At 66.5% G+C, this 22719-nt stretch carries 18 protein-coding genes; 16 read left to right on the forward strand and 2 right to left on the reverse strand.

Going from position 1 to position 22719, the window contains the following annotated elements; all coding sequences use genetic code 11:
* Window positions 1-24: 24 nt before the first annotated feature.
* Window positions 25-1707, reverse strand: a complete 1683-nt coding sequence (locus EA798_RS20070) for an AMP-binding protein (protein ID WP_122100073.1) — start codon at window positions 1705-1707, stop codon at window positions 25-27.
* 291 nt (window positions 1708-1998) lie between these two features.
* Window positions 1999-3021 (reverse strand): apurinic/apyrimidinic endonuclease family protein, encoded by a 1023-nt coding sequence (locus EA798_RS20075; protein ID WP_122100074.1) that lies wholly within the window; start codon window positions 3019-3021, stop codon window positions 1999-2001.
* A gap of 320 nt (window positions 3022-3341) precedes the next feature.
* Between EA798_RS20075 and EA798_RS20080 the strand changes: the two genes are divergently transcribed.
* From EA798_RS20080 to EA798_RS20155, 16 genes are all read left to right on the forward strand, one after another.
* Window positions 3342-4505, forward strand: coding sequence for an isovaleryl-CoA dehydrogenase (locus EA798_RS20080; RefSeq protein ID WP_122100075.1), 1164 nt, complete (start codon window positions 3342-3344; stop codon window positions 4503-4505).
* Between the two features lie 114 nt (window positions 4506-4619).
* Window positions 4620-6227 carry a carboxyl transferase domain-containing protein gene (locus EA798_RS20085; protein WP_122100076.1) on the forward strand — a complete coding sequence of 536 codons (1608 nt, stop codon included), beginning with the start codon at window positions 4620-4622 and terminating at the stop codon, window positions 6225-6227.
* A 57-nt stretch (window positions 6228-6284) separates the two neighbouring features.
* Window positions 6285-7082, forward strand: coding sequence for a gamma-carboxygeranoyl-CoA hydratase (locus EA798_RS20090; protein WP_122100104.1), 798 nt, complete (start codon window positions 6285-6287; stop codon window positions 7080-7082).
* Complete coding sequence (locus EA798_RS20095; RefSeq protein WP_122100077.1) at window positions 7082-8992, forward strand: acetyl/propionyl/methylcrotonyl-CoA carboxylase subunit alpha; 1911 nt, start codon at window positions 7082-7084, stop codon at window positions 8990-8992. The genes EA798_RS20090 and EA798_RS20095 overlap by 1 nt, the downstream gene beginning before the upstream one ends.
* Before the next feature lie 161 nt (window positions 8993-9153).
* Window positions 9154-10053 (forward strand): hydroxymethylglutaryl-CoA lyase, encoded by a 900-nt coding sequence (locus EA798_RS20100; protein ID WP_122100078.1) that lies wholly within the window; start codon window positions 9154-9156, stop codon window positions 10051-10053.
* Between the two features lie 85 nt (window positions 10054-10138).
* On the forward strand, window positions 10139-10834 hold the full coding sequence (locus EA798_RS20105) for a CoA transferase subunit A (protein WP_122100079.1): 696 nt from the start codon (window positions 10139-10141) through the stop codon (window positions 10832-10834).
* A 4-nt stretch (window positions 10835-10838) separates the two neighbouring features.
* The gene (locus EA798_RS20110; RefSeq protein WP_058065152.1) at window positions 10839-11468 is read left to right on the forward strand and encodes a CoA transferase subunit B; all 630 of its coding nucleotides are present in this window, start codon (window positions 10839-10841) and stop codon (window positions 11466-11468) included.
* A 258-nt stretch (window positions 11469-11726) separates the two neighbouring features.
* The gene (locus EA798_RS20115; RefSeq protein ID WP_122100080.1) at window positions 11727-12908 is read left to right on the forward strand and encodes an acetyl-CoA C-acetyltransferase; all 1182 of its coding nucleotides are present in this window, start codon (window positions 11727-11729) and stop codon (window positions 12906-12908) included.
* 73 nt (window positions 12909-12981) lie between these two features.
* The gene (locus tag EA798_RS20120) at window positions 12982-13380 is read left to right on the forward strand and encodes a MerR family transcriptional regulator (RefSeq protein ID WP_122100081.1); all 399 of its coding nucleotides are present in this window, start codon (window positions 12982-12984) and stop codon (window positions 13378-13380) included.
* Window positions 13381-13784: 404 nt separating this feature from the next.
* The gene (locus EA798_RS20125) at window positions 13785-14870 is read left to right on the forward strand and encodes a TRAP transporter substrate-binding protein (protein WP_106157797.1); all 1086 of its coding nucleotides are present in this window, start codon (window positions 13785-13787) and stop codon (window positions 14868-14870) included.
* A 172-nt stretch (window positions 14871-15042) separates the two neighbouring features.
* Entirely contained in the window at window positions 15043-15645 is a 603-nt protein-coding gene (locus tag EA798_RS20130) for a TRAP transporter small permease subunit (RefSeq protein ID WP_106442244.1), read from the forward strand.
* 16 nt (window positions 15646-15661) lie between these two features.
* Window positions 15662-17032: a TRAP transporter large permease gene (locus EA798_RS20135; RefSeq protein WP_122100082.1), complete on the forward strand. Its 1371-nt coding sequence runs from the start codon at window positions 15662-15664 to the stop codon at window positions 17030-17032.
* Window positions 17033-17106: 74 nt separating this feature from the next.
* Window positions 17107-18606 (forward strand): sigma-54 interaction domain-containing protein, encoded by a 1500-nt coding sequence (locus tag EA798_RS20140; protein ID WP_122100083.1) that lies wholly within the window; start codon window positions 17107-17109, stop codon window positions 18604-18606.
* A 111-nt stretch (window positions 18607-18717) separates the two neighbouring features.
* Window positions 18718-19116: a DoxX family protein gene (locus tag EA798_RS20145; protein WP_122100084.1), complete on the forward strand. Its 399-nt coding sequence runs from the start codon at window positions 18718-18720 to the stop codon at window positions 19114-19116.
* A 251-nt stretch (window positions 19117-19367) separates the two neighbouring features.
* Window positions 19368-21083 (forward strand): tannase/feruloyl esterase family alpha/beta hydrolase, encoded by a 1716-nt coding sequence (locus EA798_RS20150; RefSeq protein ID WP_122100085.1) that lies wholly within the window; start codon window positions 19368-19370, stop codon window positions 21081-21083.
* Window positions 21084-21355: 272 nt separating this feature from the next.
* The gene (locus tag EA798_RS20155; protein WP_122100086.1) at window positions 21356-22618 is read left to right on the forward strand and encodes an OprD family porin; all 1263 of its coding nucleotides are present in this window, start codon (window positions 21356-21358) and stop codon (window positions 22616-22618) included.
* Window positions 22619-22719: the final 101 nt, after the last annotated feature.

The following is a 22719-nucleotide window of genomic DNA, read 5'->3' on the forward strand; positions in this document are numbered from 1 at the left end:
CCGGGCGAACCCGGCCGGTGCCGGTCAGTGCTGTTCGCTGATGCCCAGCTCGACCACGCTGATCTCGCGCATGCGGAACTTCTGGACCTTGCCGCTGATGGTCATCGGGAAGTCGTCGACGAACTTGATGTGCCGCGGCGTCTTGAAGTGGGCAATGCGGCCCTTGCAGAACTCGCGCAGCGCCTCGGCCTCGACCTGATGGCCCGGGTGCAGCTTGACCCAGGCGACGATCTCCTCGCCGAACTTGCTGTCCGGCACGCCGATCACCTGCACGTCGGCCACCGCCGGGTGGGTGAAGAGGAATTCCTCGATCTCGCGCGGGTACACGTTTTCGCCGCCGCGGATGATCATGTCCTTGTTGCGGCCGACGATCTTGATGTAACCCTCGTCGTCCATCACCGCGAGGTCGCCAGTGTGCATCCAGCGCGCGCCGTCGATGGCCTCGCGGGTGGCATCCGGGTTGTTCCAGTAGCCGAGCATCACGCTGTAGCCGCGGGTGCAGAGTTCGCCGATCTGCCCGCGCGGCACCACCGCGCCGTGCTCGTCGACGATCTTGCTTTCCAGATGCGGCTGCGTGCGGCCGACGCTGGTCACGCGACGCTCCAGGTCGTCGTCGGCGCTGGTCTGGGTCGAGACCGGGCTGGTTTCGGTCATGCCGTAGGCGATCTGCATTTCGGCCAGGTGCATGTCGTCGATGACGCGCTTCATGACCTCGATCGGGCAGGTGGAACCGGCCATGATGCCGGTGCGCAGGCTGCTCAGGTCCAGCGACTGGCGCTCCGGATGGTCGAGCATGGCGATGAACATGGTCGGCACGCCGTACATGCCGGTGGCCTTTTCCTCGGCCGCAGCCTGCAACGCGGCCAGCGGCTCGAAGGCGGCGCTCGGGTAGATCATGGTGGTGCCGTGGGTGACACAGCCAAGATTGCCCATGACCATGCCGAAGCAGTGGTACAGCGGCACCGGGATCACCAGGCGGTCGTGCTCGGTCAGCCTGAGGCTCTCGCCGACCATGTAGCCGTTGTTGAGGATGTTGTAGTGGCTGAGCGTGGCGCCCTTGGGAAAGCCCGTGGTGCCAGAGGTGTACTGGATGTTGATGGGGTCGTCGAACTGCAGGCGCTCACCGCACTGGCGCAGCTGCTCGGGGCCGACCTGCTCGGCCATCTCCATCAGCGCCTGCCACTGCAGCATGCCGTCCACCGGCTTGTCACACAGGCTTATCACGCCGCGCAGCTCGGGCAGCATATGGCTTTGCAGGGCGCCGACGGCGGCGCTTTCCAGCTCCGGCAGCAGCTCGTGGAGCATGGCGTGGTAATCGGACGTCTTGAAGGCATCGGCGCAGATCAGCCAGCGGCAGCCGGACTGCTTCAAGGCGTACTCGAGTTCGCTGAGGCGGTAGGCGGGATTGATGTTGACCAGCACCACGCCGATCTTCGCGGTGGCGAACTGGGTGATGCACCACTGGGCATTGTTCGGCGACCAGATGCCCACTCGTTCGCCAGCTTGCAGTCCGAGGGCCAGCAGGCCACGCGCGCAACGGTCCACCGCCTTCGCCAGTTCCGCCCAGGTGTAACGCAGCTGCTGATGGCGCACCACCAGGGCCTCACGCTGGGGGAAGCGCTCCACGGTACGGTCGAACGCCGCGCCGATGGTCATGGGCAACAGGGGTTTGCTCTGCGGTCCGCAGGTATAGCTCGGAAGACTCATGACGATTTTCCTCAGTCTTATGTTTGTTATGAGGCGTGCTCGCAAGGGCGCTGGCGCTGGCGCTGGCGCTGCTGACAGTCACCCTAGGTCACGATTACGTTAACGTAAAGGTAACTAGCTGACAATATGTCGCAGGGTAGGCGAAAGTCGAGGGCGCGAGGAGGCAAATAGCCAGCATCTCGCGGTGTGGCGCGGGGCCAGTTGCGGGTCAGATCAGGCTGTACGGCACACCTGGATGCTGGCAATCGCGGCGCGGATTCGGTGCTTCGCCATGATGCCGCGCCCGCCCCGTCAGGTACTTTCGTGCTGGTACTCGTGATGGAAGTCCAGCGCAGCGAGGTTCTTGTCCTTGGCTTCGAGCATGATGTCGAAGCGATCCAGAAACTGAAACGCATAGCGATTCGTCCAGCGGTTCCACATGCGTTTGCTATGCGCATAGAGGTCGCGCTTGCTGACCTTTTCCAGCAACTCGGGGATTTCCAGCTTCTGCTCCGGCGCGAAGCCCAGATCCATCAGGCTCTCCTGCGGCTGCGAGTAGTGCATGGTCGGCCGCACACCGCGCCAGCTTTCCAGAACACGCTCGATGCGCGGGTCGTCCGGCTCGATATAGCGGTTCTCGTGAATCCAGCAGTGATGGATATCCAGCACCACCGGCGCGAGGTCCGCGAGACTCAGGCAGTCGTCCAGGCCATAGGTCTTTTCATCGTTCTCGAAGGTGAGGCAGTGGCGCGCCTCGCTCGACAGGCGCGGCCACACGGCACGCACGCCGTCGGCGCCGAGCCGCCCGGCGATATGCAGGTTGCACTTGAAGTCCTGGAAGCGCCGGCCGTAACCCATCATGCGGATCATGTCGGCGTGGTATTCGAATTCCGCCAGGCTGTTTTCCACCACCTGGGGCTTGTCCGACCCCAGCACGCAGTACTGGCCGGGATGCATCGACAGGCGGATACCGTGGGCCCGCGCCAGTTCGCCGATCGCGGCGAAACCCGCCTCGAGGCGGCTCTGCATTTCAGCGCGGCGATAGAACGGCGCGATCTCGGCATGGCTGTAGAACGGCAGCAAGTCGCTGGACAGGCGCAACATGCGCAGCATCGGCGGCAATGTGGCGACGTATTCGAGCAATACCCGCTGAGCGCTCAGGTTGTGCGCGACGATCTCCTCGAGCTTCGCTTCCGCCGCCTCGCGCCCCGCCGAGGCCATCCAGCGCAGCGTGGTGCTGCGCGGATTGAAGGTGCGCTCGATGCGCTCCAGCTCCTTCAGCGAGAGGCTCTGTTGCGGGTGGCGATACATGCAGGCGAAACCGATGCGGGGCATGGGGTTCCTCGTCGGGTGGCAGGCCGGCATTGCGGCCACTGCCTGTTTAGTCCCGCCAGCCTCGCGGCGAGTGCCCCGCCACCGACGAAACACCACCACAGGACCGACTACCGACGACCGCATCTTGGCAGGCCTATGCTTGCAGCATGCCGGCTCGGTGGTGTGTTGACAGACCGAGAGCGGACCTTTACGTTAACGTAAAGCAGCGAACGATCATCCATGGCGATGACCTCGAACCGCTACCAGAGCGTCGGCCTGCACTCCGCCGGACGAACGAATCCTCTGAAAACAGAACAATTACAAGACAAGCAGGTGGCCCCATGAATTACTCCAGCCTCAATTTCGCCCTCGGTGAAACCATCGACATGCTGCGCGAGCAGGTGCAGGCCTTTGTCGCCGCCGAGATTGCTCCGCGCGCCGAAGCCATCGATCAGGACAACCTGTTCCCGGCGGACATGTGGAGAAAATTCGGCGAGATGGGCCTGCTCGGCGTGACCGTCTCCGAGGAGTACGGCGGCGCTGGCCTCGGCTACCTGGCCCACGTGGTGGCGATGGAAGAAATCAGCCGCGGCTCGGCCTCGGTCGCCCTCTCCTACGGCGCCCACTCCAATCTGTGCGTCAACCAGATCAACCGCAACGGCAACCCCGAGCAGAAGGCCCGCTACCTGCCCAAGCTGATCAGCGGCGAACACGTCGGCGCGCTGGCCATGAGCGAGCCGAATGCCGGCTCCGACGTGGTCTCCATGAAGCTGCGCGCCGAAAAGCGCGGCGACCGCTACGTGCTCAACGGCAGCAAGACCTGGATCACCAACGGCCCGGACGCCAATACCTACGTGATCTACGCCAAGACCGACCTGGACAAGGGGCCGCACGGCATCACCGCGTTCATCGTCGAGCGCGACTGGAAGGGTTTCTCGCGCGGCAACAAGTTCGACAAGCTCGGCATGCGCGGCTCCAACACCTGCGAGCTGTTCTTCGATGACGTCGAGGTGCCGCAAGAGAACGTGCTGGGCGTCGAGAACGGCGGCGTCAAGGTGCTGATGAGTGGCCTGGATTACGAGCGCGTGGTACTGGCCGGCGGCCCGACCGGGATCATGCAGGCGTGCCTCGACGTGGTGGTGCCCTACATCCACGACCGCAAGCAGTTCGGCCAGAGCATCGGCGAGTTCCAGTTCATCCAGGGCAAGGTGGCGGACATGTACACCCAGCTCAACGCCAGCCGCGCCTATCTCTACGCCGTCGCCCAGGCGTGCGACCGCGGCGAGACCACCCGCAAGGACGCCGCCGGGGTGATCCTCTATACCGCCGAAAACGCCACGCAGATGGCCCTGCAGGCGATCCAGATCCTCGGTGGCAACGGCTATATCAACGAATTCCCCACCGGCCGCCTGCTGCGTGACGCCAAGCTCTATGAGATCGGCGCCGGCACCAGCGAGATCCGCCGGATGCTGATCGGCCGCGAGCTGTTCAACGAATCCAGGTGAGCCTGCGGGCGGAAAGAATGCCCCCAGCCTCGTAGGGTGGAAAACCGAGAAGCGTTTTCCACCGCAGTCGGTGGATGGCAGAGCCATCCATGATGGAATTGAACGGAGCCAACCATGGCCATCCTGCACACCCAGATCAATACCCGTTCGCCGGAGTTCGCCGCCAACAGCGCGGCGATGCTCGAACAGGTGAACAACCTGCGCGCCCTGCTCGGTCGCGTCAGCGAAGGCGGCGGTGCCACCGCCCAGCAGCGCCATGTCTCGCGCGGCAAGCTCCTGGTGCGCGAGCGCATCGATACCCTGCTCGACGCCGGCTCGGCCTTTCTCGAACTCGCACCGCTGGCCGCCCATGAGGTCTATGGCGAAGACGTCGCCGCCGCCGGCGTGGTCGCCGGTATCGGCCGCGTCGAAGGCGTCGAGTGCATGATCATCGCCAACGACGCCACCGTGAAAGGCGGCACCTACTACCCGCTGACGGTGAAGAAGCATCTGCGCGCGCAGACCGTCGCCCGCGAGAACCGTCTGCCCTGCATTTACCTGGTGGATTCCGGCGGCGCCAACCTGCCGCGACAGGACGAGGTGTTCCCGGACCGCGAACACTTCGGTCGCATCTTCTTCAACCAGGCCAACATGAGCGCCATGGGCATTCCACAGATCGCCGTGGTGATGGGCTCCTGCACCGCCGGCGGCGCCTACGTGCCGGCGATGGCCGACGAGACCATCATGGTGCGCAACCAGGCGACCATCTTCCTCGCCGGCCCGCCGCTGGTGAAGGCTGCCACCGGTGAGGTGGTAACCGCCGAGGAACTGGGCGGCGCGGACGTGCACTGCAAGACCTCGGGCGTCGCCGACCACTACGCCGAAAACGACGAGCACGCCCTTTCCATCGCCCGCCGCTGCGTGGCCAACCTCAACTGGCGCAAGCTCGGCCAGCTGCAGACCCGCGAACCGCGCACGCCGCTGTATGCCGCCGACGAGCTGTACGGCGTGATCCCGGCGCAGGCCAAGCAGCCCTATGACGTGCGCGAGGTGATCGCGCGGCTGGTGGACGGCAGTGAGTTCGATGAATTCAAGGCGCTGTTCGGCACCACCCTGGTCTGCGGCTTCGCCCACCTGCACGGCTATCCGATCGCCATCCTCGCCAACAACGGCATCCTCTTCGCCGAGGCGGCGCAGAAAGGCGCGCACTTCATCGAGCTGGCCTGCCAGCGCGGCATCCCGCTGCTGTTCCTGCAGAACATCACCGGTTTCATGGTCGGGCAGAAATACGAGGCCGGCGGCATCGCCAAGCACGGCGCCAAGCTGGTCACCGCGGTGGCCTGCGCCCAGGTGCCGAAGTTCACCGTGCTCATCGGCGGCAGCTTCGGTGCCGGCAACTACGGCATGTGCGGCCGCGCCTACGACCCGCGCTTCCTCTGGATGTGGCCCAACGCGCGCATCGCCGTGATGGGTGGCGAACAGGCCGCCGGGGTGCTCGCGCAGGTCAAGCAGGAACAGAGCGAGCGCGCCGGCAAGAGTCTCGGCGACGACGAGGTGGCGGCCATCAAGCAGCCGATCCTCGAACAGTATGAGCGCCAGGGCCATCCCTATTACTCCAGCGCGCGGCTGTGGGACGACGGCGTGATCGACCCGGCGCAGACCCGCGAGGTGCTGGGGCTGGCGCTGTCCGCCGCGTTGAATGCGCCGATCGAGCCGACCCGCTTCGGCGTGTTCCGCATGTAATCCGTGCCGCTGGCAGCCGAACGCGCCGGCGACTGCAGTCCCCTCGAGGATGCCGAGATGACCGATTTCCAGACCATCGAACTGAACAAAGACGCGCGCGGCGTGGCCACTCTCTGGCTCAACCGCGCGGACAAGAACAATGCCTTCGACGCCCGGGTGATCGGCGAACTGAACGCAGCACTGGCCCAGGTGCAGGACGATGCGGGCATCCGCTTCCTCATCCTGCGCGGGCGTGGCAAGCACTTCTCCGCTGGTGCGGATCTCGGCTGGATGCGCGAGTCGGCCAAACTCGACTACCAAGCCAATCTCGCTGATGCCCATGAGTTGGGCGAGCTGATGCAGCGCCTTTACCAGCTGCCGCAGCCGACCCTGGCCGTGGTACAGGGCGCGGCCTTTGGCGGCGCGCTGGGGTTGATCGCCTGCTGCGACATGGCCATCGGCGCCCGCGACGCACTGTTCTGCCTGTCGGAAGTCCGCATCGGCCTGGCGCCGGCGGTGATCAGCCCGTACGTGGTCAAGGCCATCGGCGAGCGCGCCACCCGCCGCTACGCGCTGACCGCCGAACGCTTCGACGGCACACGTGCCCGCGAACTTGGCCTGCTCGCAGAAACCTACCCGGCCAGTGAGCTGGACGCCGCGCTGGAGCAATGGGTCGACAACCTGCTGCTCAACAGCCCGCAGGCGCTCAAGGCCTGCAAGGACCTGCTGCTGGAAGTGGGCGATGGCGATTTCAGCGCCGACCTGCGCCAGACCACCGAACAGGCCATCGCGCGCCTACGCACCAGCCCGGAAGGTCAGGAAGGCCTGAGCGCCTTTCTGGAAAAACGCACGCCCGCCTGGCAGGAGAAGAAGTGATGAATCGCCATATCGATACCCTGCTGGTCGCCAACCGCGGCGAGATCGCCTGCCGCGTGATGCGCACCGCCAAGGCCATGGGCCTGACCACCGTTGCGGTGCACAGCGCCATCGACGCCAGCGCGCGCCATGCCCGCGAAGCCGATATCCGCATCGACCTGGGCGGCGCCAAGCCGGCCGAGAGCTACCTGCGCATCGACAAGCTGATCGAGGCGGCCAAGGCCAGCGGCGCCCAGGCGATCCACCCGGGCTACGGCTTTCTCTCGGAGAACGCCGAGTTCGCCCGCGCCATCGAACAGGCCGGGCTGATCTTCCTCGGCCCGCCCGCCTCCGCCATCGACGCCATGGGCAGCAAGTCCGCCGCCAAGGCGCTGATGGAAGAAGCCGGCGTGCCGCTGGTGCCGGGCTACCACGGCGAAGCGCAGGACGTGGAAACCTTCCGTGCTGCCGCGGAAAAGATCGGCTACCCGGTGCTGCTCAAGGCCACCGCCGGTGGCGGCGGCAAGGGCATGAAGGTGGTCGAGCGCGAGGCGGACCTGGCCGAAGCACTGGCGTCCGCCCAGCGCGAAGCGCAGTCGTCGTTCGGCGACTCGCGCATGCTGGTCGAGAAATACGTGCTCAAGCCGCGCCATGTGGAAATCCAGGTCTTCGCCGACCAGCACGGCAACTGCCTGTACCTCAACGAGCGCGACTGCTCGATCCAGCGCCGCCATCAGAAGGTGGTTGAAGAGGCGCCAGCGCCAGGCCTGTCCCCCGAGCTGCGACGTGCCATGGGCGAAGCCGCAGTGAAGGCGGCCAAGGCCATCGGCTACGTCGGCGCCGGCACCGTGGAGTTCCTGCTGGATGCCCGTGGCGAGTTCTTCTTCATGGAAATGAACACCCGTCTGCAGGTCGAGCACCCGGTTACCGAGGCCATCACCGGCCTCGATCTGGTCGCCTGGCAGATTCGCGTCGCCCGCGGCGAGCCGCTACCGATCAGCCAGGAGCAGGTGCCGCTGATCGGCCATGCGATCGAGGTACGGCTGTACGCCGAGGACCCGGACAACGATTTCCTTCCCGCCACCGGCACCCTCGAGCTCTACCGTGAAGCCGCGGATGGTCCGGGCCGTCGCGTCGACAGCGGCGTCGCCGAGGGCGATACGGTGTCGCCGTTCTACGATCCGATGCTGGGCAAGCTGATCGCCTGGGGCGAGAACCGCGAGGAAGCGCGGCTGCGCCTCTTGGCCATGCTCGACGAGACCGCCGTCGGCGGCGTGCGCACCAACCTCGCGTTCCTGCGCCGCGTCGTCGGCCATCGCGCGTTTGCCGAGGCCGAGCTGGATACCGGCTTTATCCCGCGCCACGAAAGCGAACTGCTGCGTCCGGCCGGCGAGCTGTCCGATGCCTTCTGGCAACAGGCTGCCGAGTACTTCGTACAGAGCGAGCCGACCACCGTTCGCGACGACGATGCCCATTCGCCGTGGTCCAAGCGCAGCGGGCTGCGTTTCGGCATGCCGGCGCAGATCAGCCTGCACCTGCAGTGCAATGGCGAGAGCCGCCGGCTGAAGGTCGACCCGGCAGCGCCGCGGCAGAACGTCCGCACGCCCAGGGCGATCCGCCAGGGCGATGCACTGTACCTGCAGTGGAACGGCGAATGGCTGGCCGTGCGCGCCTTCGACCCCATCGCCGAAGCCGAGGCCAGCCACCAGCATCACGGCGGCCTGACCGCGCCAATGAACGGCAGCATCGTGCGTGTACTGGTGGAGGCCGGTCAGCATGTCGAGGCCGGCACCGCATTGATCGTGCTGGAAGCGATGAAGATGGAACACAGCATCCGCAGCGCCCAGGCTGGCGTGGTCAAGAGCCTGTTCTGCAGCGAAGGCGAAATGGTCAGCGAAGGCGCAGTGCTGCTGGAGATGGAAGAGGCGTGACGGTCGCCAAGGTGGACAAGGCTTCGCCGTTGTCCACCCTATGCACGAACGCAAGGCCGTAGGGTGGAAAACGCCGCAGGCTTTTCCACCGGTAGCCGGACGCCTCGGCTGACACACATGAACCGGCGAGCCCGCCAATCGCGCTCGCCCCTGGAGGACATATGAGCCTGCCCAAACAGGTCCGGCTGGTGGAAGTCGGCCCGCGCGACGGCCTGCAGAACGAGCAGCAGCCGATCAGCGTGGCGGACAAGGTGCGTCTGGTCGACGACCTGAGCGCCGCCGGGCTGTCCTATATCGAAGTCGGCAGCTTCGTCTCGCCCAAGTGGGTGCCGCAGATGGCCGGCTCCGCCGAAGTCTTCGCGCAGATCCAGCGCAAGGCCGGGGTCACTTACGCGGCGCTGACGCCGAACATGAAGGGCCTGGAGGCGGCCATCGAGGCCGGCGTGAAGGAAGTCGCGGTGTTCGGTGCGGCGTCCGAAGCCTTTTCGCAAAAGAACATCAACTGCTCCATCGCCGAGAGCCTGGCGCGCTTCGCCCCGCTGATGGAGGCTGCCCGCGAGCAGGACATTCGCGTGCGTGGCTACGTTTCCTGCGTGCTCGGCTGCCCTTACGAGGGTGAGGTGGCGCCAGCCAAGGTCGCCGAAGTCGCCCGCGAGCTGTATGCCATGGGCTGCTACGAGGTTTCACTGGGCGACACCATCGGCACCGGCACACCGGGCAAGACCCGCACGCTGTTCGATACCGTGGCCCGCGAAGTGCCGCGCGAACGGTTGGCCGGGCATTTCCACGACACCTACGGCCAGGCGCTGGCGAATATCTATGCGAGCCTCTTGGAAGGCATCGCCGTGTTCGACAGCTCGGTCGCCGGCCTCGGCGGTTGCCCTTACGCCAAAGGCGCCAGCGGCAATGTCGCCAGCGAAGACGTGCTGTACATGTTCAACGGGCTGGACATAGCCACCGGCATCGACCTCGACGCGCTGATCGCTGCCGGCCAGCGCATCAGCCAGCTGCTGGGGCGTGCCAACGGTTCGCGGGTCGCCCGCGCCAGACATGCCGGTTAGCGGCACCGTTCTTGCTAAACCCTATTCGTCGGGCGCCCATTCAGGTAGCGCCCGGCACGGACAGAACAACAAGTAGAGGTAATTCATGAACAAGATTTACCCCAACGCCGCCCACGCCCTGGAAGGGTTGGTTCAGGACGGCATGACCATCGCCGTCGGCGGCTTCGGCCTGTGCGGCATCCCCGAGCAGCTGATCGGCGCGCTGCGCGACAGCGGCAAGAAGGACCTGACTGCCATCAGCAACAACGCCGGTGTCGACGGCTTCGGCCTCGGCCTGCTGCTGGAGACGCGGCAGATCAGCAAGATGGTTTCCTCCTATGTGGGTGAGAACAAGGAGTTCGAGCGCCAGTACCTGGCCGGCGAACTGGCCCTGGAATTCACCCCGCAAGGCACCCTGGCGGAGAAGCTGCGTGCCGGCGGCGCGGGTATCCCGGCGTTCTACACCAGGACCGGCTACGGCACCCTGGTGGCCGAAGGCAAGGAAACCCGCCAGTTCAACGGCGAGTGGTACGTGATGGAAGAATCGCTGACCGCGGACCTGGCCCTGGTCAAGGCGTGGAAGGCCGACAAGGCCGGCAACCTGCTGTTTCGCAAGACCGCGCGCAACTTCAACCCGCTGGCAGCGATGGCCGGCGAGGTCTGCGTCGTCGAGGTGGAGGAGATCGTCGAGACCGGCGAGCTGGACCCGGACCAGATTCACCTGCCGGGTATCTACGTGCATCGCATCGTGCACAACCCGAACCCGGAAAAACGCATCGAAAAACGCACGGTGAGGAGCTGAGACCATGGCCTGGACACGTGAACAGATGGCGCAACGCGCCGCCCAGGAGCTGCAGGACGGCTTCTACGTCAACCTCGGTATCGGCCTGCCGACCCTGGTCGCCAACTACATCCCCGAAGGCATGGACGTCTGGCTGCAGAGCGAGAACGGCCTGCTCGGCATCGGCCCCTTCCCGAGCGAGGAAGAGATCGACCCGGACCTGATCAACGCCGGCAAGCAGACCGTCACCGCCCTGCCCGGCTCGAGCTTCTTCGACAACGCGCAGAGCTTCGCCATGATCCGCGGCGGTCACATCAACCTGGCCATCCTCGGCGCCATGCAGGTGTCGGAAAAGGGCGACCTGGCCAACTGGATGATCCCCGGCAAGATGGTCAAGGGCATGGGCGGCGCGATGGACCTGGTAGCCGGCGTCAAGCGCGTCGTGGTGCTGATGGAGCACACCGCCAAGGGCGGCGCGCACAAGATCCTGCCGGCCTGCGACCTGCCGCTCACCGGCCTCGGCGTGGTCGACCGGATCATCACCGACCTCGGCGTGCTGGACGTCACCGAGCAGGGCCTGAAGCTGGTGGAGCTGGCCGAAGGCGTCAGCTTCGATGAGCTGCAGGAGGCCACCGGCAGCCCGATCCAGCGCTGAAGCCAGCGTGCGGGAAGCACGCCGGAGCCTCCCTTGCCCGCCGCCTCTTCCCGCCTGCCCCGAACGCCCTCGAGCCTGCTGCCCGCCAGCACTGGCCAGTCACCCAGGCGCCCGTATACTGCGGCATCGACCGGTCTGCCAGCGCGCTGACCAGCGGCTTGCCCCCTGTCGTTCGAGGGCACCCTTTCCCGGAGCCAGGCCGCGTGCCTGGTCCTCGCGTTACGCCCCGGCGTAGCGCTTTTTTATTCGGAGTCCGTCATGCAAGACGTCGTCATCGTAGCTGCAACCCGCACCGCCATCGGCAGTTTCCAGGGCTCGCTGGCCAATGTGCCGGCAGTCGAACTGGGCGCCACCGTGATCCGCGCCCTGCTGGAAAAGACCGGCATCGGGCCGGCCCAGGTCGATGAAGTCATCCTCGGCCATGTGCTCACCGCCGGCGCCGGGCAGAACACCGCACGCCAGGCCTCGATCAAGGCCGGCCTGCCCCACGCCGTACCGGCCATGACACTGAACAAGGTCTGCGGCTCGGGCCTCAAGGCCGTGCATCTGGCCGTGCAGGCGATCCGCTGCGGTGATGCCGACGTGGTCATCGCCGGCGGCATGGAGAACATGAGCCTGGCGCCCTACGTGCTGCCCGGCGCACGCACCGGCCTGCGCATGGGTCACGCGCAGATGGTCGACAGCATGATCACCGACGGCCTGTGGGACGCCTTCAACGACTACCACATGGGCATCACCGCGGAGAACCTGGCCGACAAGTACGGCATCGGCCGCGCCCAGCAGGACGCCTTCGCCGCGCAGTCGCAGCAGCGTGCCGCGGCGGCCATCGAAAGCGGCCGCTTCGATGCCGAGATCACCCCGGTCATGATTCCCCAGCGCAAGGGCGATCCGGTTGCCTTCGCCCGTGACGAGCAGCCGCGCGCCGGCACCACGGCCGAATCCCTCGGCGGCCTGCGTGCAGCCTTCAAGAAAGACGGCAGCGTCACCGCCGGCAACGCCTCGACCCTCAACGACGGCGCCGCCGCGGTGGTGCTGATGAGCGCCAGCAAGGCCGAGGCTCTGGGCCTGCCGGTGCTGGCCAAGATCGCCGGCTACGCCAACGCCGGCGTCGACCCGGCGATCATGGGCATCGGCCCGGTCACCGCCACCCGTCGCTGCCTGGAAAAGGCCGGCTGGACGCTGGCCGAGCTGGACCTGATCGAAGCCAACGAAGCCTTCGCCGTGCAGGCGTTGTCGGTCGGTAAGGAATTGGGCTGGGATGCCGATAAGGTCAACGTGAACGGCGGGGCCATCGCCCTCGGTCACCCGATCGGCGCCTCGGGCTGCCGCATCCTGGTGACCCTGCTGCACGAGATGCAGCGCCGCGACGCGCGCAAGGGCCTGGCGACACTGTGCATCGGTGGTGGTCAGGGAGTAGCCTTGGCAGTCGAACGCCCCTGAGCGAATCACACGGCGCGGGGCAGACATACGCGCCCGGATCACCGGGCGTGACAGAGGATGATCGGAAGGAATCATGGCTAAACAGACCTACAGCATTTCCGACCTGGCCAACGAGCTGGACATCACCACCCGCGCCATCCGTTTCTATGAAGAACAGGGCATGCTCACGCCGACCCGCCGCGGCCAGGAGCGCATCTATTCGCCCAAGGATCGCGTCGCGCTGAAGCTGATCCTGCGCGGCAAGCGCATCGGCTTCTCGCTGGCCGAATGCAAGACGCTGATCGAGCTCTACGACCCCAAGGCCGGCAACCAGAAGCAGCTGAATATCATGCTGCAGATGATCGCCGATCGCCGCCAGCAGCTGGAGCAGCAACTGCTCGACATCCAGCAGATGCAGCTTGAGCTGGACACCGCCGAGGAGCGCTGCCGCACCGCACTGGAAAGCACACTGGCCAAGCAAGCCGCCAGCTGATCGACCGCCTTTCTCGCCTGCCTCTCATCCGGCGTTGCGCCCTGCGCACGCCGATTCGTTTGTCCGCCAGTTCGTTATCGCGCCGTCCACAGAAATGGACATGTTCCAGAATTTCGGACACTGTCGGATATCCACCCGGGCAGTGTCTGCCGCAGCGGACACCGCTATCGTCCTGCAATCACTCCAATAGCGCTGCAGCGCGCGCCTTTCCTCGTTCGCGGGCGATAGGCACAGAACCTGCAATCCACCCCGCGACGCCAGAACAAACCAAAGAACAAGACTGGCGCCGGATCGGCAGCATCGGCTCGGCCTCTGTTCTTGTTCTGGCCTGTTAACGCCCTCGACCCACGGGCGGTTACGCGTCCGCCCTCGGGCACAGAACAACAACAAGAAGGAAAATCTGCATGTCGACCAAGAACAAGCTTTCCCGTATCGCTTGCGCCATCGGTGCCACCACCCTGCTCGGCGCCAGCCTGCTCAGTGGCGTCGCCAGTGCCGCGGAGAAGATCCGCTGGCAGGTGCCGCTGGCCTTCCCCTCGCACCTGATCGGCCTCTCCACCCCGGTCAAGCATCTTTCCGAATCGCTCAAGGCCGTCTCAGGCGGCGATATCCAGCTGCGCTACTACGAGCCGGGCGAGCTGGTGCCGCCGTTCGAGATCATGGATGCGGTAAGCAGCGGCAAGTACCCGGCTGGCTACACCTGGATCGGCTACGACCAGGGCACCATCCCGGCCCTGCCGCTGTACTCCGGCGCGCCGTTCAACATGGAGCCGCCGGCGCACCTGGCCTGGTACTACCAGGGTGACGGCAAGAAGCTGCTGGAGGAAATCTACGCCCAGCGCAACATCCACCCGATGCTGTGCAGCATCATCGGCCCGGAAGGCGCCGGCTGGTTCGCCAAGCCCATCGAGAAGCTGGAGGACTTCGACGGCCTGCGCATCCGCTTTGCCGGCATCGGCGGCAAGGTGCTGGAAAAGCTCGGCGCCTCGGTGACCATGGTGCCCGGCGGCGAGATCTACCAGGCGCTGGAACGCAAGACCATCGACGCCACCGAGTTCTCGCAGCCGGCGGTGGACAAGATGCTGGGCCTGGACCAGATCATCAAGAACTACATCATGCCCGGCTGGCACCAGACGCTGACCACCTCGCACCTGCTGGTGAACAAGGACGTCTGGGACAAGCTCAAGCCGGAAAGCCGCGCGCTCATCGAGATGGGTTGCGAGTCGGCCACGCTCAAGGGCTTCGCCGAAAGCGAGTGGGCTCAGCCGACCGCCCTGCGTGACTACCAGAAGCAGGGCGTGAAGGCCCAGGTGCTGCCCGAGCCGGTACTGCGCGAGCTGCAGAAGGTCACCGATGAGGTGCTCGACGAGATGGCTGCCAAGGACGAGATGTTCAAGCGCGTGCTGACCAGCCAGCGCGACTTCATGAAGCACCACTCGATCTGGCACGGCATGGGCTACCTGCCGCGCGACTTCTACAAGTACGACTGACGGCTGCGCGATGTGGCCTGTGCGGTGAGTGGGTTGAGGCAATGAGCGGCAACGCCGTATCGGGGCCATGGGCGCCGAAATTGACCAACCAGACTTACCAAACAGGCCACTAACCCGCGGGCACGGCGACGTGCCCGCCTCCTATCCCTGTGCCGAGATTCCGAGGTCCGCCGTGTCCTTCAAGCCCGTCTCTCCCGATGCGCCAGCGCCCGACGCGCTGCCGTACAACCGTATTTCGCGGCCGCTGGACCGCCTGCTGGTCGCCATCGGCCAGGCCAGCGCCTGGCTCTGGCTGGCGGTTCTGTTGGTCGTGCTGGCCAACGTGTTCAGCCGCTTCGCCCTCTCGCGCGGCTCCATTGCGCTGGAGGAACTGTCCTGGCACCTGTTCGGCGCCGCCCTGATGCTCGCCCTCGCCTACGCCGTGGTGCGCGACGACCATGTGCGCGTCGACGTGCTACGCGAGCGCTTCAGCCTGCGCAGTCAGGCCTGGATCGAGCTGATCGCCATCGCCCTGCTGGCGCTGCCGGTGATCGTGCTGATGATCGATGCGCTGATCCCCTACGCCTACAAGGCCTACCTCTACAACGAACGCTCCCAGGCGCCCAGTGGGCTGCCCTACCGCTTCATCTTCAAGAGCGTGCTGCCCATCGGCCTCGTGCTGGTGGCACTGGCGCTGCTGTCCCGCGCGCTGCGCTGCAGCACCCTGCTGTTCAATTTCCCGCGGGCCCTGACGGCCCCCTCGGACGAGCGCGACCGCACTCGTTCGCAGCCCTGATGGAGTAGTCGCAATCATGGGTCTGGAAGAAATCCTCGTCATCGCCATGTTCGCCAGCTTCATGGGCCTGCTGCTGCTCGGCTTCCCGGTCGCCTGGTCGCTGGCCGGCATCGGCCTGCTGTTCGCCGTGCTCGGCTATGTGCTGGTGGAACACTTCGACGCCAATCTCTGGTTTACCTGGGACGGCACCATCGGCGTGCTCGACGCGCGCATCTACGGCATCGTCGCCAACGAACTGATGGTGGCCCTGCCGCTGTTCATCTTCATGGGCATCATGCTCGACCGCTCCGGCATCGCCGAACGCCTGATGCACAGCCTGGTACGCGTACTCGGCCCGCTGCGCGGCGGCTACGCGGTGACGGTGGTAGTGGTCGGCATCCTGCTCGCCGCCTCCACCGGCATCGTCGGCGCCTCGGTGGCGCTGCTCGGCATGCTCTCCATCGGGCCGATGCTGCAGGCCAACTACAACAAGAGCCTGGCGGTGGGCACCGCCTGCTCGGTGGGCACGCTGGGCATCCTCATTCCGCCGAGCATCATGCTGGTGCTGATGGCCGACCGCCTCGGCACCTCGGAAGCCTCGGTGGGCAAGCTGTTCATGGGCGCGCTGATCCCGGGGATGATGCTCGCGCTGATGTACATCCTCTACATCGTGATCGTCGCCTGGCTGAAGAAGGACTTCGCCCCGGCCCCGGCCAACCGGCCGAAACTCGACGCCCGTGCCCTGCTCGACGTGTTCTGGGCCGTGGTGCCGCCGCTGGCGCTGATCTTCGCCGTGCTCGGCTCGATCTTCTTCGGCATCGCCACCACCACCGAGGCTTCAGCGGTCGGCGCCTTCGGTGCGTTGCTGATGGCCGCGGCCAGCCGCCGCCTGAATCTGCCGGTGCTCAAGGATGCGCTGTACCAGACCAGCCGCACCGCCGCGTTCATCTTCGGCATATTCATCGGCGCCACGGTGTTCGCCGCCGTGCTGCGTGGCCTGGGTGGCGACGACGTGATCCGTGCGGCGCTGACCGGCCTGCCGTTCGGCCAGACCGGCGTGCTGCTCACAGTGCTGGCGATCACCTTTCTGCTGGGGTTCTTCCTCGACTGGGTGGAGATCACCCTGATCATCCTGCCGCTGGTGGCGCCGGTGCTGTTCTCCATGGGCATCGATCCGCTGTGGTTCGCGATCCTCTTCGCGCTCTGCCTGCAGACCTCGTTCCTCACGCCGCCGGTGGGCTTCGCGCTGTTCTACATCAAGGGCGTCTGCCCACCGGGCATCACCACCCGCGATGTCTACCTCGGCGTGCTGCCCTACATCGTCATCCAGCTGATCGGCCTGGCCCTGGTGTTCTATTTCGCCCCGCTGGCCACCTGGCTGCCCAACGAAGTGTATTCCCAGCCCTGAGCATGCCCGGCTGCCTTGCCCGTGGCAGCCGGGGCCAACCATAATCGGTCGCCCCAGAACGGACCTGACTGCCCATGAGCATTGCCCGCGACGCACTCGACAACCACGGCCTGATCGTCGGCGTTTCCCCGGAACGCTTCCGTGCCGTGGCCATGCCGCTGCTGTTCGATCACCTGAACGCGCAGTGCGAGGGCACCATCGCGGTCAACCGTCAGGCGCGCATCGTCTGGATCAACGACAAGTACGCCGAGAAGGTTGGCATTCGCGATCCGTCCAGCGTGCTCGGCAAGGAGATCGAGGAGGTGCTGCCGGCCAGCCGCCTGCGCGAGGTGGTGGAAAGCGGCCAGCCGAGCATGATCGACCTGATGGCCTTTGGCGACGAGCACTTCGTGGTCACCCGCATTCCGCTGCGCGACGAGGACGGCACCCTGGTCGGCGCGCTGGGCTTCGTGCTGTTCGACCGCGCGCGCCACCTCAAGCCGCTGATGTCCAAGTACACCAGCCTGCAAACCCAGCTGGTGGCCACCCAGAACGAACTGGCCAAGGCGCGCCGGGCGCGCTACACCATCGCCGGTTTCATCGGCAACAGCCCGGCCGCCAGCGAGATCAAGCGCCAGGCCCGGCGCGCCGCGCAGCTCGATGCCACGGTGCTGCTGCGTGGCGAGACCGGCACCGGCAAGGAGCTGCTGGCCCAGGGCATCCACAACCTCTCACCGCGGGCACGCGGGCCCTTCGTCGCGGTCAACGTCGCGGCGATTCCGGAAAGCCTGGTGGAGGCCGAACTGTTCGGCACCGCTCCCGGCGCCTTTACCGGTGCCGACCGCAAGGCGCGCATCGGCAAGTTCGAGGTGGCCAACGGCGGCACGCTGTTCCTCGACGAGATCGGCGACCTGCCGCTGCCGCTGCAGGCCAAGCTGCTGCGCGTGCTGCAGGAGCAGGAGGTCGAGCCGCTGGGCTCCAACCAGGTCAAGGCGCTCAATGTGCGGGTGATCGCCGCCACGCATATCGATCTGGAAGCCAAGGTCGCCGCCGGCCAGTTCCGCGACGACCTCTACTACCGCCTCAACGTCCTCGCACTGCGCGTGCCACCGTTGCGCGAGCGCGCCAGCGACATCCCCGCCGTGGTCGAGCACCTGCTCGACGACATCGCCAACCGCTCCGGGCAGCCGCCGATGGAGCTGAGCCCCGAGGCGCTGGCGCTGCTCTGCGCGCAACCCTGGCGCGGCAACGTGCGCGAGCTGGGCAACCTGCTGGAGCGTGCGCAGCTGTCCGCCGATGGCCCGCAGTTGCAGGCGGCGCATTTGATGCCATTGCTTGGCGATCAGGCCCGTTCCGCGGACGCACCGGCCTATGTCGCTGCTGCACCAGCGCCAGCGCAGGCCGTGCCGGCAGCCGATATCGAAGAACTCCCGCTGCAACCACTGGCCCAGACCATCGCCCAGGCCGAGCGCCGCGCCCTGCAAAGCGCATTGCTCGCCTGCAAGGGCAACCGTCGGCGCGCCGCCATGGAACTCGGCATCTCCCGCGCCAGCCTCTACAGCAAGCTGCAGCAGCATGGCCTGAGCCAGCGCTGAGCAGCCTAACGCGCGGGTTGGCGCCAACCGCGACGCGGCAATGTCACAGCGGCTGATCTACATTGGAGGCAGGGCCGCCGACTCCCGGCGCCGCAACTGGGATGCGCGAAGATGACAGACGATGCAGGCAAACTCGTTCTCAGGCTCTCGGTCGGCGTACTGATGCTGCTGCATGGCATCCACAAGCTGCTGCACGGCGTGGACGGCATCGGCGGCATGCTGGCCGGCATGGGCCTGCCGACGTTTCTCGCCTACGGCGTCTACCTGGGTGAGGTGGTTGGGCCGCTGCTGGTGATCCTTGGCCTGTACACCCGCCTCGGCGCCCTGCTGATGCTGGGCAATATGGTCGTCGCCCTCGCCCTGGCGCACCGGGCCGAACTGTTCGACATCGGGCCGATGGGTGGCTGGGCCATCGAACTGCAGGGTCTGTTCCTGTTCGGCTCGCTGGCCATCCTGCTGCTCGGCGCCGGGCGCTACAGCGTCGGCGGGCTGAACGGCCGCTACAACTAGCCACCTGAGTGTCCGGCGCGGCGGACAGTCGTCCAGCGCGCCGGACACCCTGCCTCGCCTGCCCGAGCCCCAGCCACCCCGCGCAACCTTCCCCGTTATCGACCCGATCCCTGCGCCAGAGCCTTCGCCGCAACCGTGGCGACCGGCCATCGCCTGCTCTCCCTTCCTTCCGTCCGCTGGCATGTCATTGGCTTGAGCGCTTATGCGCCCGCGTGGCGCATGGCCCGAAAACAAGAAGAAGGAAAGCCTCAATGATGCATCCATCCTGCAATTCGCTTGCGCGCTGTTCCCTGCCTCTGGCCTCCCTCGCCATGGCGCTGCTGGCCAGTCAGTCCGCCCAGGCGGCGACCTGCCCCGAGCTGCTCGGTCGCGAGATTCCGGCCCAGGCCATCGGCCTGCCTACCAGCGGCGCCCGCGTCACGGCGGCGACCCAGGTGGCCGCCGGCGGCAGCGCCCCGCAGACGTTCGGCGCCTATTGCGATGTCAGCGCCGAGATTCGCCCGGTCGATCCCGCCGCACCGGCAATCCGCATGCGCCTGGTGCTGCCCGAACAATGGAACCGCAAGGCGATGATGTTCGGCGGCGGCGGTTACAACGGCACGGTGCCGAACGTCGCCGGCAACGTCCCCGCCGGCCCGCTGGATCAACCCACACCACTCGGCCGTGGCTACGCCGTGTTCGGTAGCGACTCCGGGCACGTCGCCGACCCGGCGAGCCCCGGCTCCTTTGCCTGGAACGACGAAGCGCTGGCCAACTACGCCCACGATGCGCTGAAGAAAACCCGCGATGCCGCCGTCTACCTGATCGAACAACGCTACGGCGCCGCGCCCGAGCGCAGCTATTTCGCCGGTGGCTCCACCGGTGGCCGCGAGGCGCTGGCGGTGGTGCAGCAATGGCCGACCGACTTCCACGGCGCCATCGTCCTCTACCCCGCCTACAACGCCCTGGCGCTGGACCTGCAGTTCGGCCGCATCACCCGTGCCCTCGCCCAGCCCGGCGCCTTTCCCAGCCTGGAAAAACGCGCCGCACTGCTGGAAGCCGCGATGCAGGCCTGTGACGGGCTGGACGGCGTGCGCGACGGCGTGATCAGCCATCAGGCCGCGTGCAATGCGCAGTTCGACCCGGCCCGTGCCAAGCTCAACGGCAAACCGCTGCGCTGCCCGGGCGGTGCCGACACCTCGCAGCGTTGCCTGTCGGATGCGCAGATCCAGGCGCTGCGGGTGTTCAACAGCCCGATCCGCTTCAACTTCCCGCTGGCCAGCGGAGAGACGCACTACCCTGGCTTCAACACCTGGGGCACCGACCTCGGCCGGCCGGGTGAAGGCGTGCAGCTGGTGGTCAACCGCCTCGGCCTCAACACCCTGCAGCCGAGCTACCCGATGCCCGTGCACGGTACCGGTTTCGCCGAGGGCGCGCCCTACCATTCCGGCTTCTGGGATGAATGGGTGCGCTTCTTCGTGACGCGCAACCCCACCTTCAACTCGCTCACCCTCGACCCGCAGAACCCCGGCCCGTGGCAGGCGCGCATCAGCGAGCTGTCGCTGCGCCAGGACGTCAACCGGACCGACCTGTCCGCGTTCGCCCGCAACGGCGGCAAGATCCTCATGGCCCACGGTACCTCCGACCAACTGGTGAGCACCCGCGCCACCGCCGAGTACTACGAGCGTGTGCGCCGCGACATGGGCCCGGGCAAGACGCAGCGCTTCCTGCGCTACTACGAGATCCCCGGCTACGGCCACGCCGCGAGCACCGTGTTCAACGCCGCCTGGGATTCGCTGAGCGCACTGGAAGACTGGGTCGAACAGGGCCGTGCGCCGCGCCGGCAGGTCGTTGCCGACAGCGTCGGCGTGCCCGGCCGCACCCGCCCGCTGTGCGAATACCCCGGCTGGCCGAAGTACGTCGGCAAGGGCGACGTCAATGCCGCCACGAGCTTCGTCTGCGTGCAGAGCCGCAAGGGCACCCGCTAGCATCTGAACCGGCGCCGGCTCCCCGGCCTGCGCCCTCCTCCAACCGTCCGCCGCGCTGGACACCGCCTCGCCAAAGCTGGCCGCGCGCCATACATGTCCAGCCAGCCGGACGCTTCCCATGCCGCTCCCGAGCCATGCCATTCCAACGCGCAAGCGCTCTGGCACGCGCCATCCAGCCGAACAGGCCGGCTCTTTGCGCCACTGGCACGCCTTTCGCTCTATGCCCTGCAGCCGCCCGAGAGCGGCCCAAAACAACAACAAGAGGAAATACCATGCGACTGCACCACAAATCCCTCTGCCACATTCTCTGCGGCGGCGCCGTAGTGATCGCCACCCACCCCGCCAGCGCCGCCTTCGTCGAAGACAGCAAGGCCAGCATCGACCTGCGCAACTTCTACATGAACCGTGATTTCCGCTCCGGCGACGGCCAATCCAAGGCCGAGGAATGGGCCCAGGGCTTCATGCTGAAAATGGAATCCGGCTACACCGAAGGCCCGATCGGCTTCGGCGTGGACGCCATCGGCCTGCTCGGCGTGAAGCTCGACTCCAGCCCCGACCGCGTCGGCACCGGCATCCTGCAGAGCGACCGCGAAGCGCCCAACCGCGCCCAGGACGACTACGGCTCCGCTGGCATCACGGCCAAGGCCAAACTGTCCGCCACCACCCTGCACGTCGGCACCCTGCAACCCATCCTGCCGGTGGTGATGCGCAACGACAGCCGCCTGCTGCCGCAGACCTATCGCGGCGCCTGGCTGCAGAGCAAGGAGATCGACGGCCTGACCCTGGACCTCGGCAAGCTCGACCGCGTCAACCAGCGCAACTCCTCGGATAACGAGGAAATGACCGCCTTCAACGGCGGCCGCCGCAACATCCAGTTCGGCAGCCAGACCAGCAGCGACGAATTCCTCTTCGCCGGCGCACGCTACGCCTGGTCGCCCGAGCTCAGCACCAGCTACTTCTACGGCGGGCTGGACGGCATCTACAAGGAGCACAACTTCGGCCTGGTCCACGTGCTGCCGCTCGGCGACAAGCAGAGCTTCAAGACAGACCTGCGCTACGTGCACCAGACCGACGACGGCGGCAGCAACGTCGACGCCGATGCCTTCGGCGCCATGTTCACCTACAAGCTCGGCGGCCACGCCTTCGGCGCCGGCTACCAGCAGCTCAACGGCGACACCGGCTTCGCCTACATCGCCGGCAGCGACAACTCGCTGGTCAACCTGGTGCAGATCAACGACTTCGGCAACGAGGACGAACGCTCCTGGCAGGTCCGCTACGACTACGACTTCGCCGCCATGGGCATCCCCGGCCTGAGCCTGATGACGCGCTACCTCTCCGGCGACAACGTCGACCGCGGCCCCGGCGCCAGCGAAGGCAAGACCTGGGAGCGCAATACCGACCTCGCCTACGTGTTCCAGAGCGGCCCGCTGAAGAACCTCGGCCTGCGCCTGCGCAACGCCACCACCCGCAGCAACTTCGGCAGCGACCTGGACGAGAACCGCTTTATCGTCAGCTACAGCCTGCCGCTCTGGTAAGCACCACGCCGCAACACCTCTCCTCGTTGGACTTCGCCGGGCCCCGCGCCCGGCTTTTTTCCGGGCATGAAAAAGGCGACCCTCGGGCCGCCTCTTCTTCT

The organism is Pseudomonas songnenensis (assembly GCF_003696315.1).
Taxonomy (GTDB): Bacteria; Pseudomonadota; Gammaproteobacteria; order Pseudomonadales; family Pseudomonadaceae; genus Stutzerimonas; species Stutzerimonas songnenensis.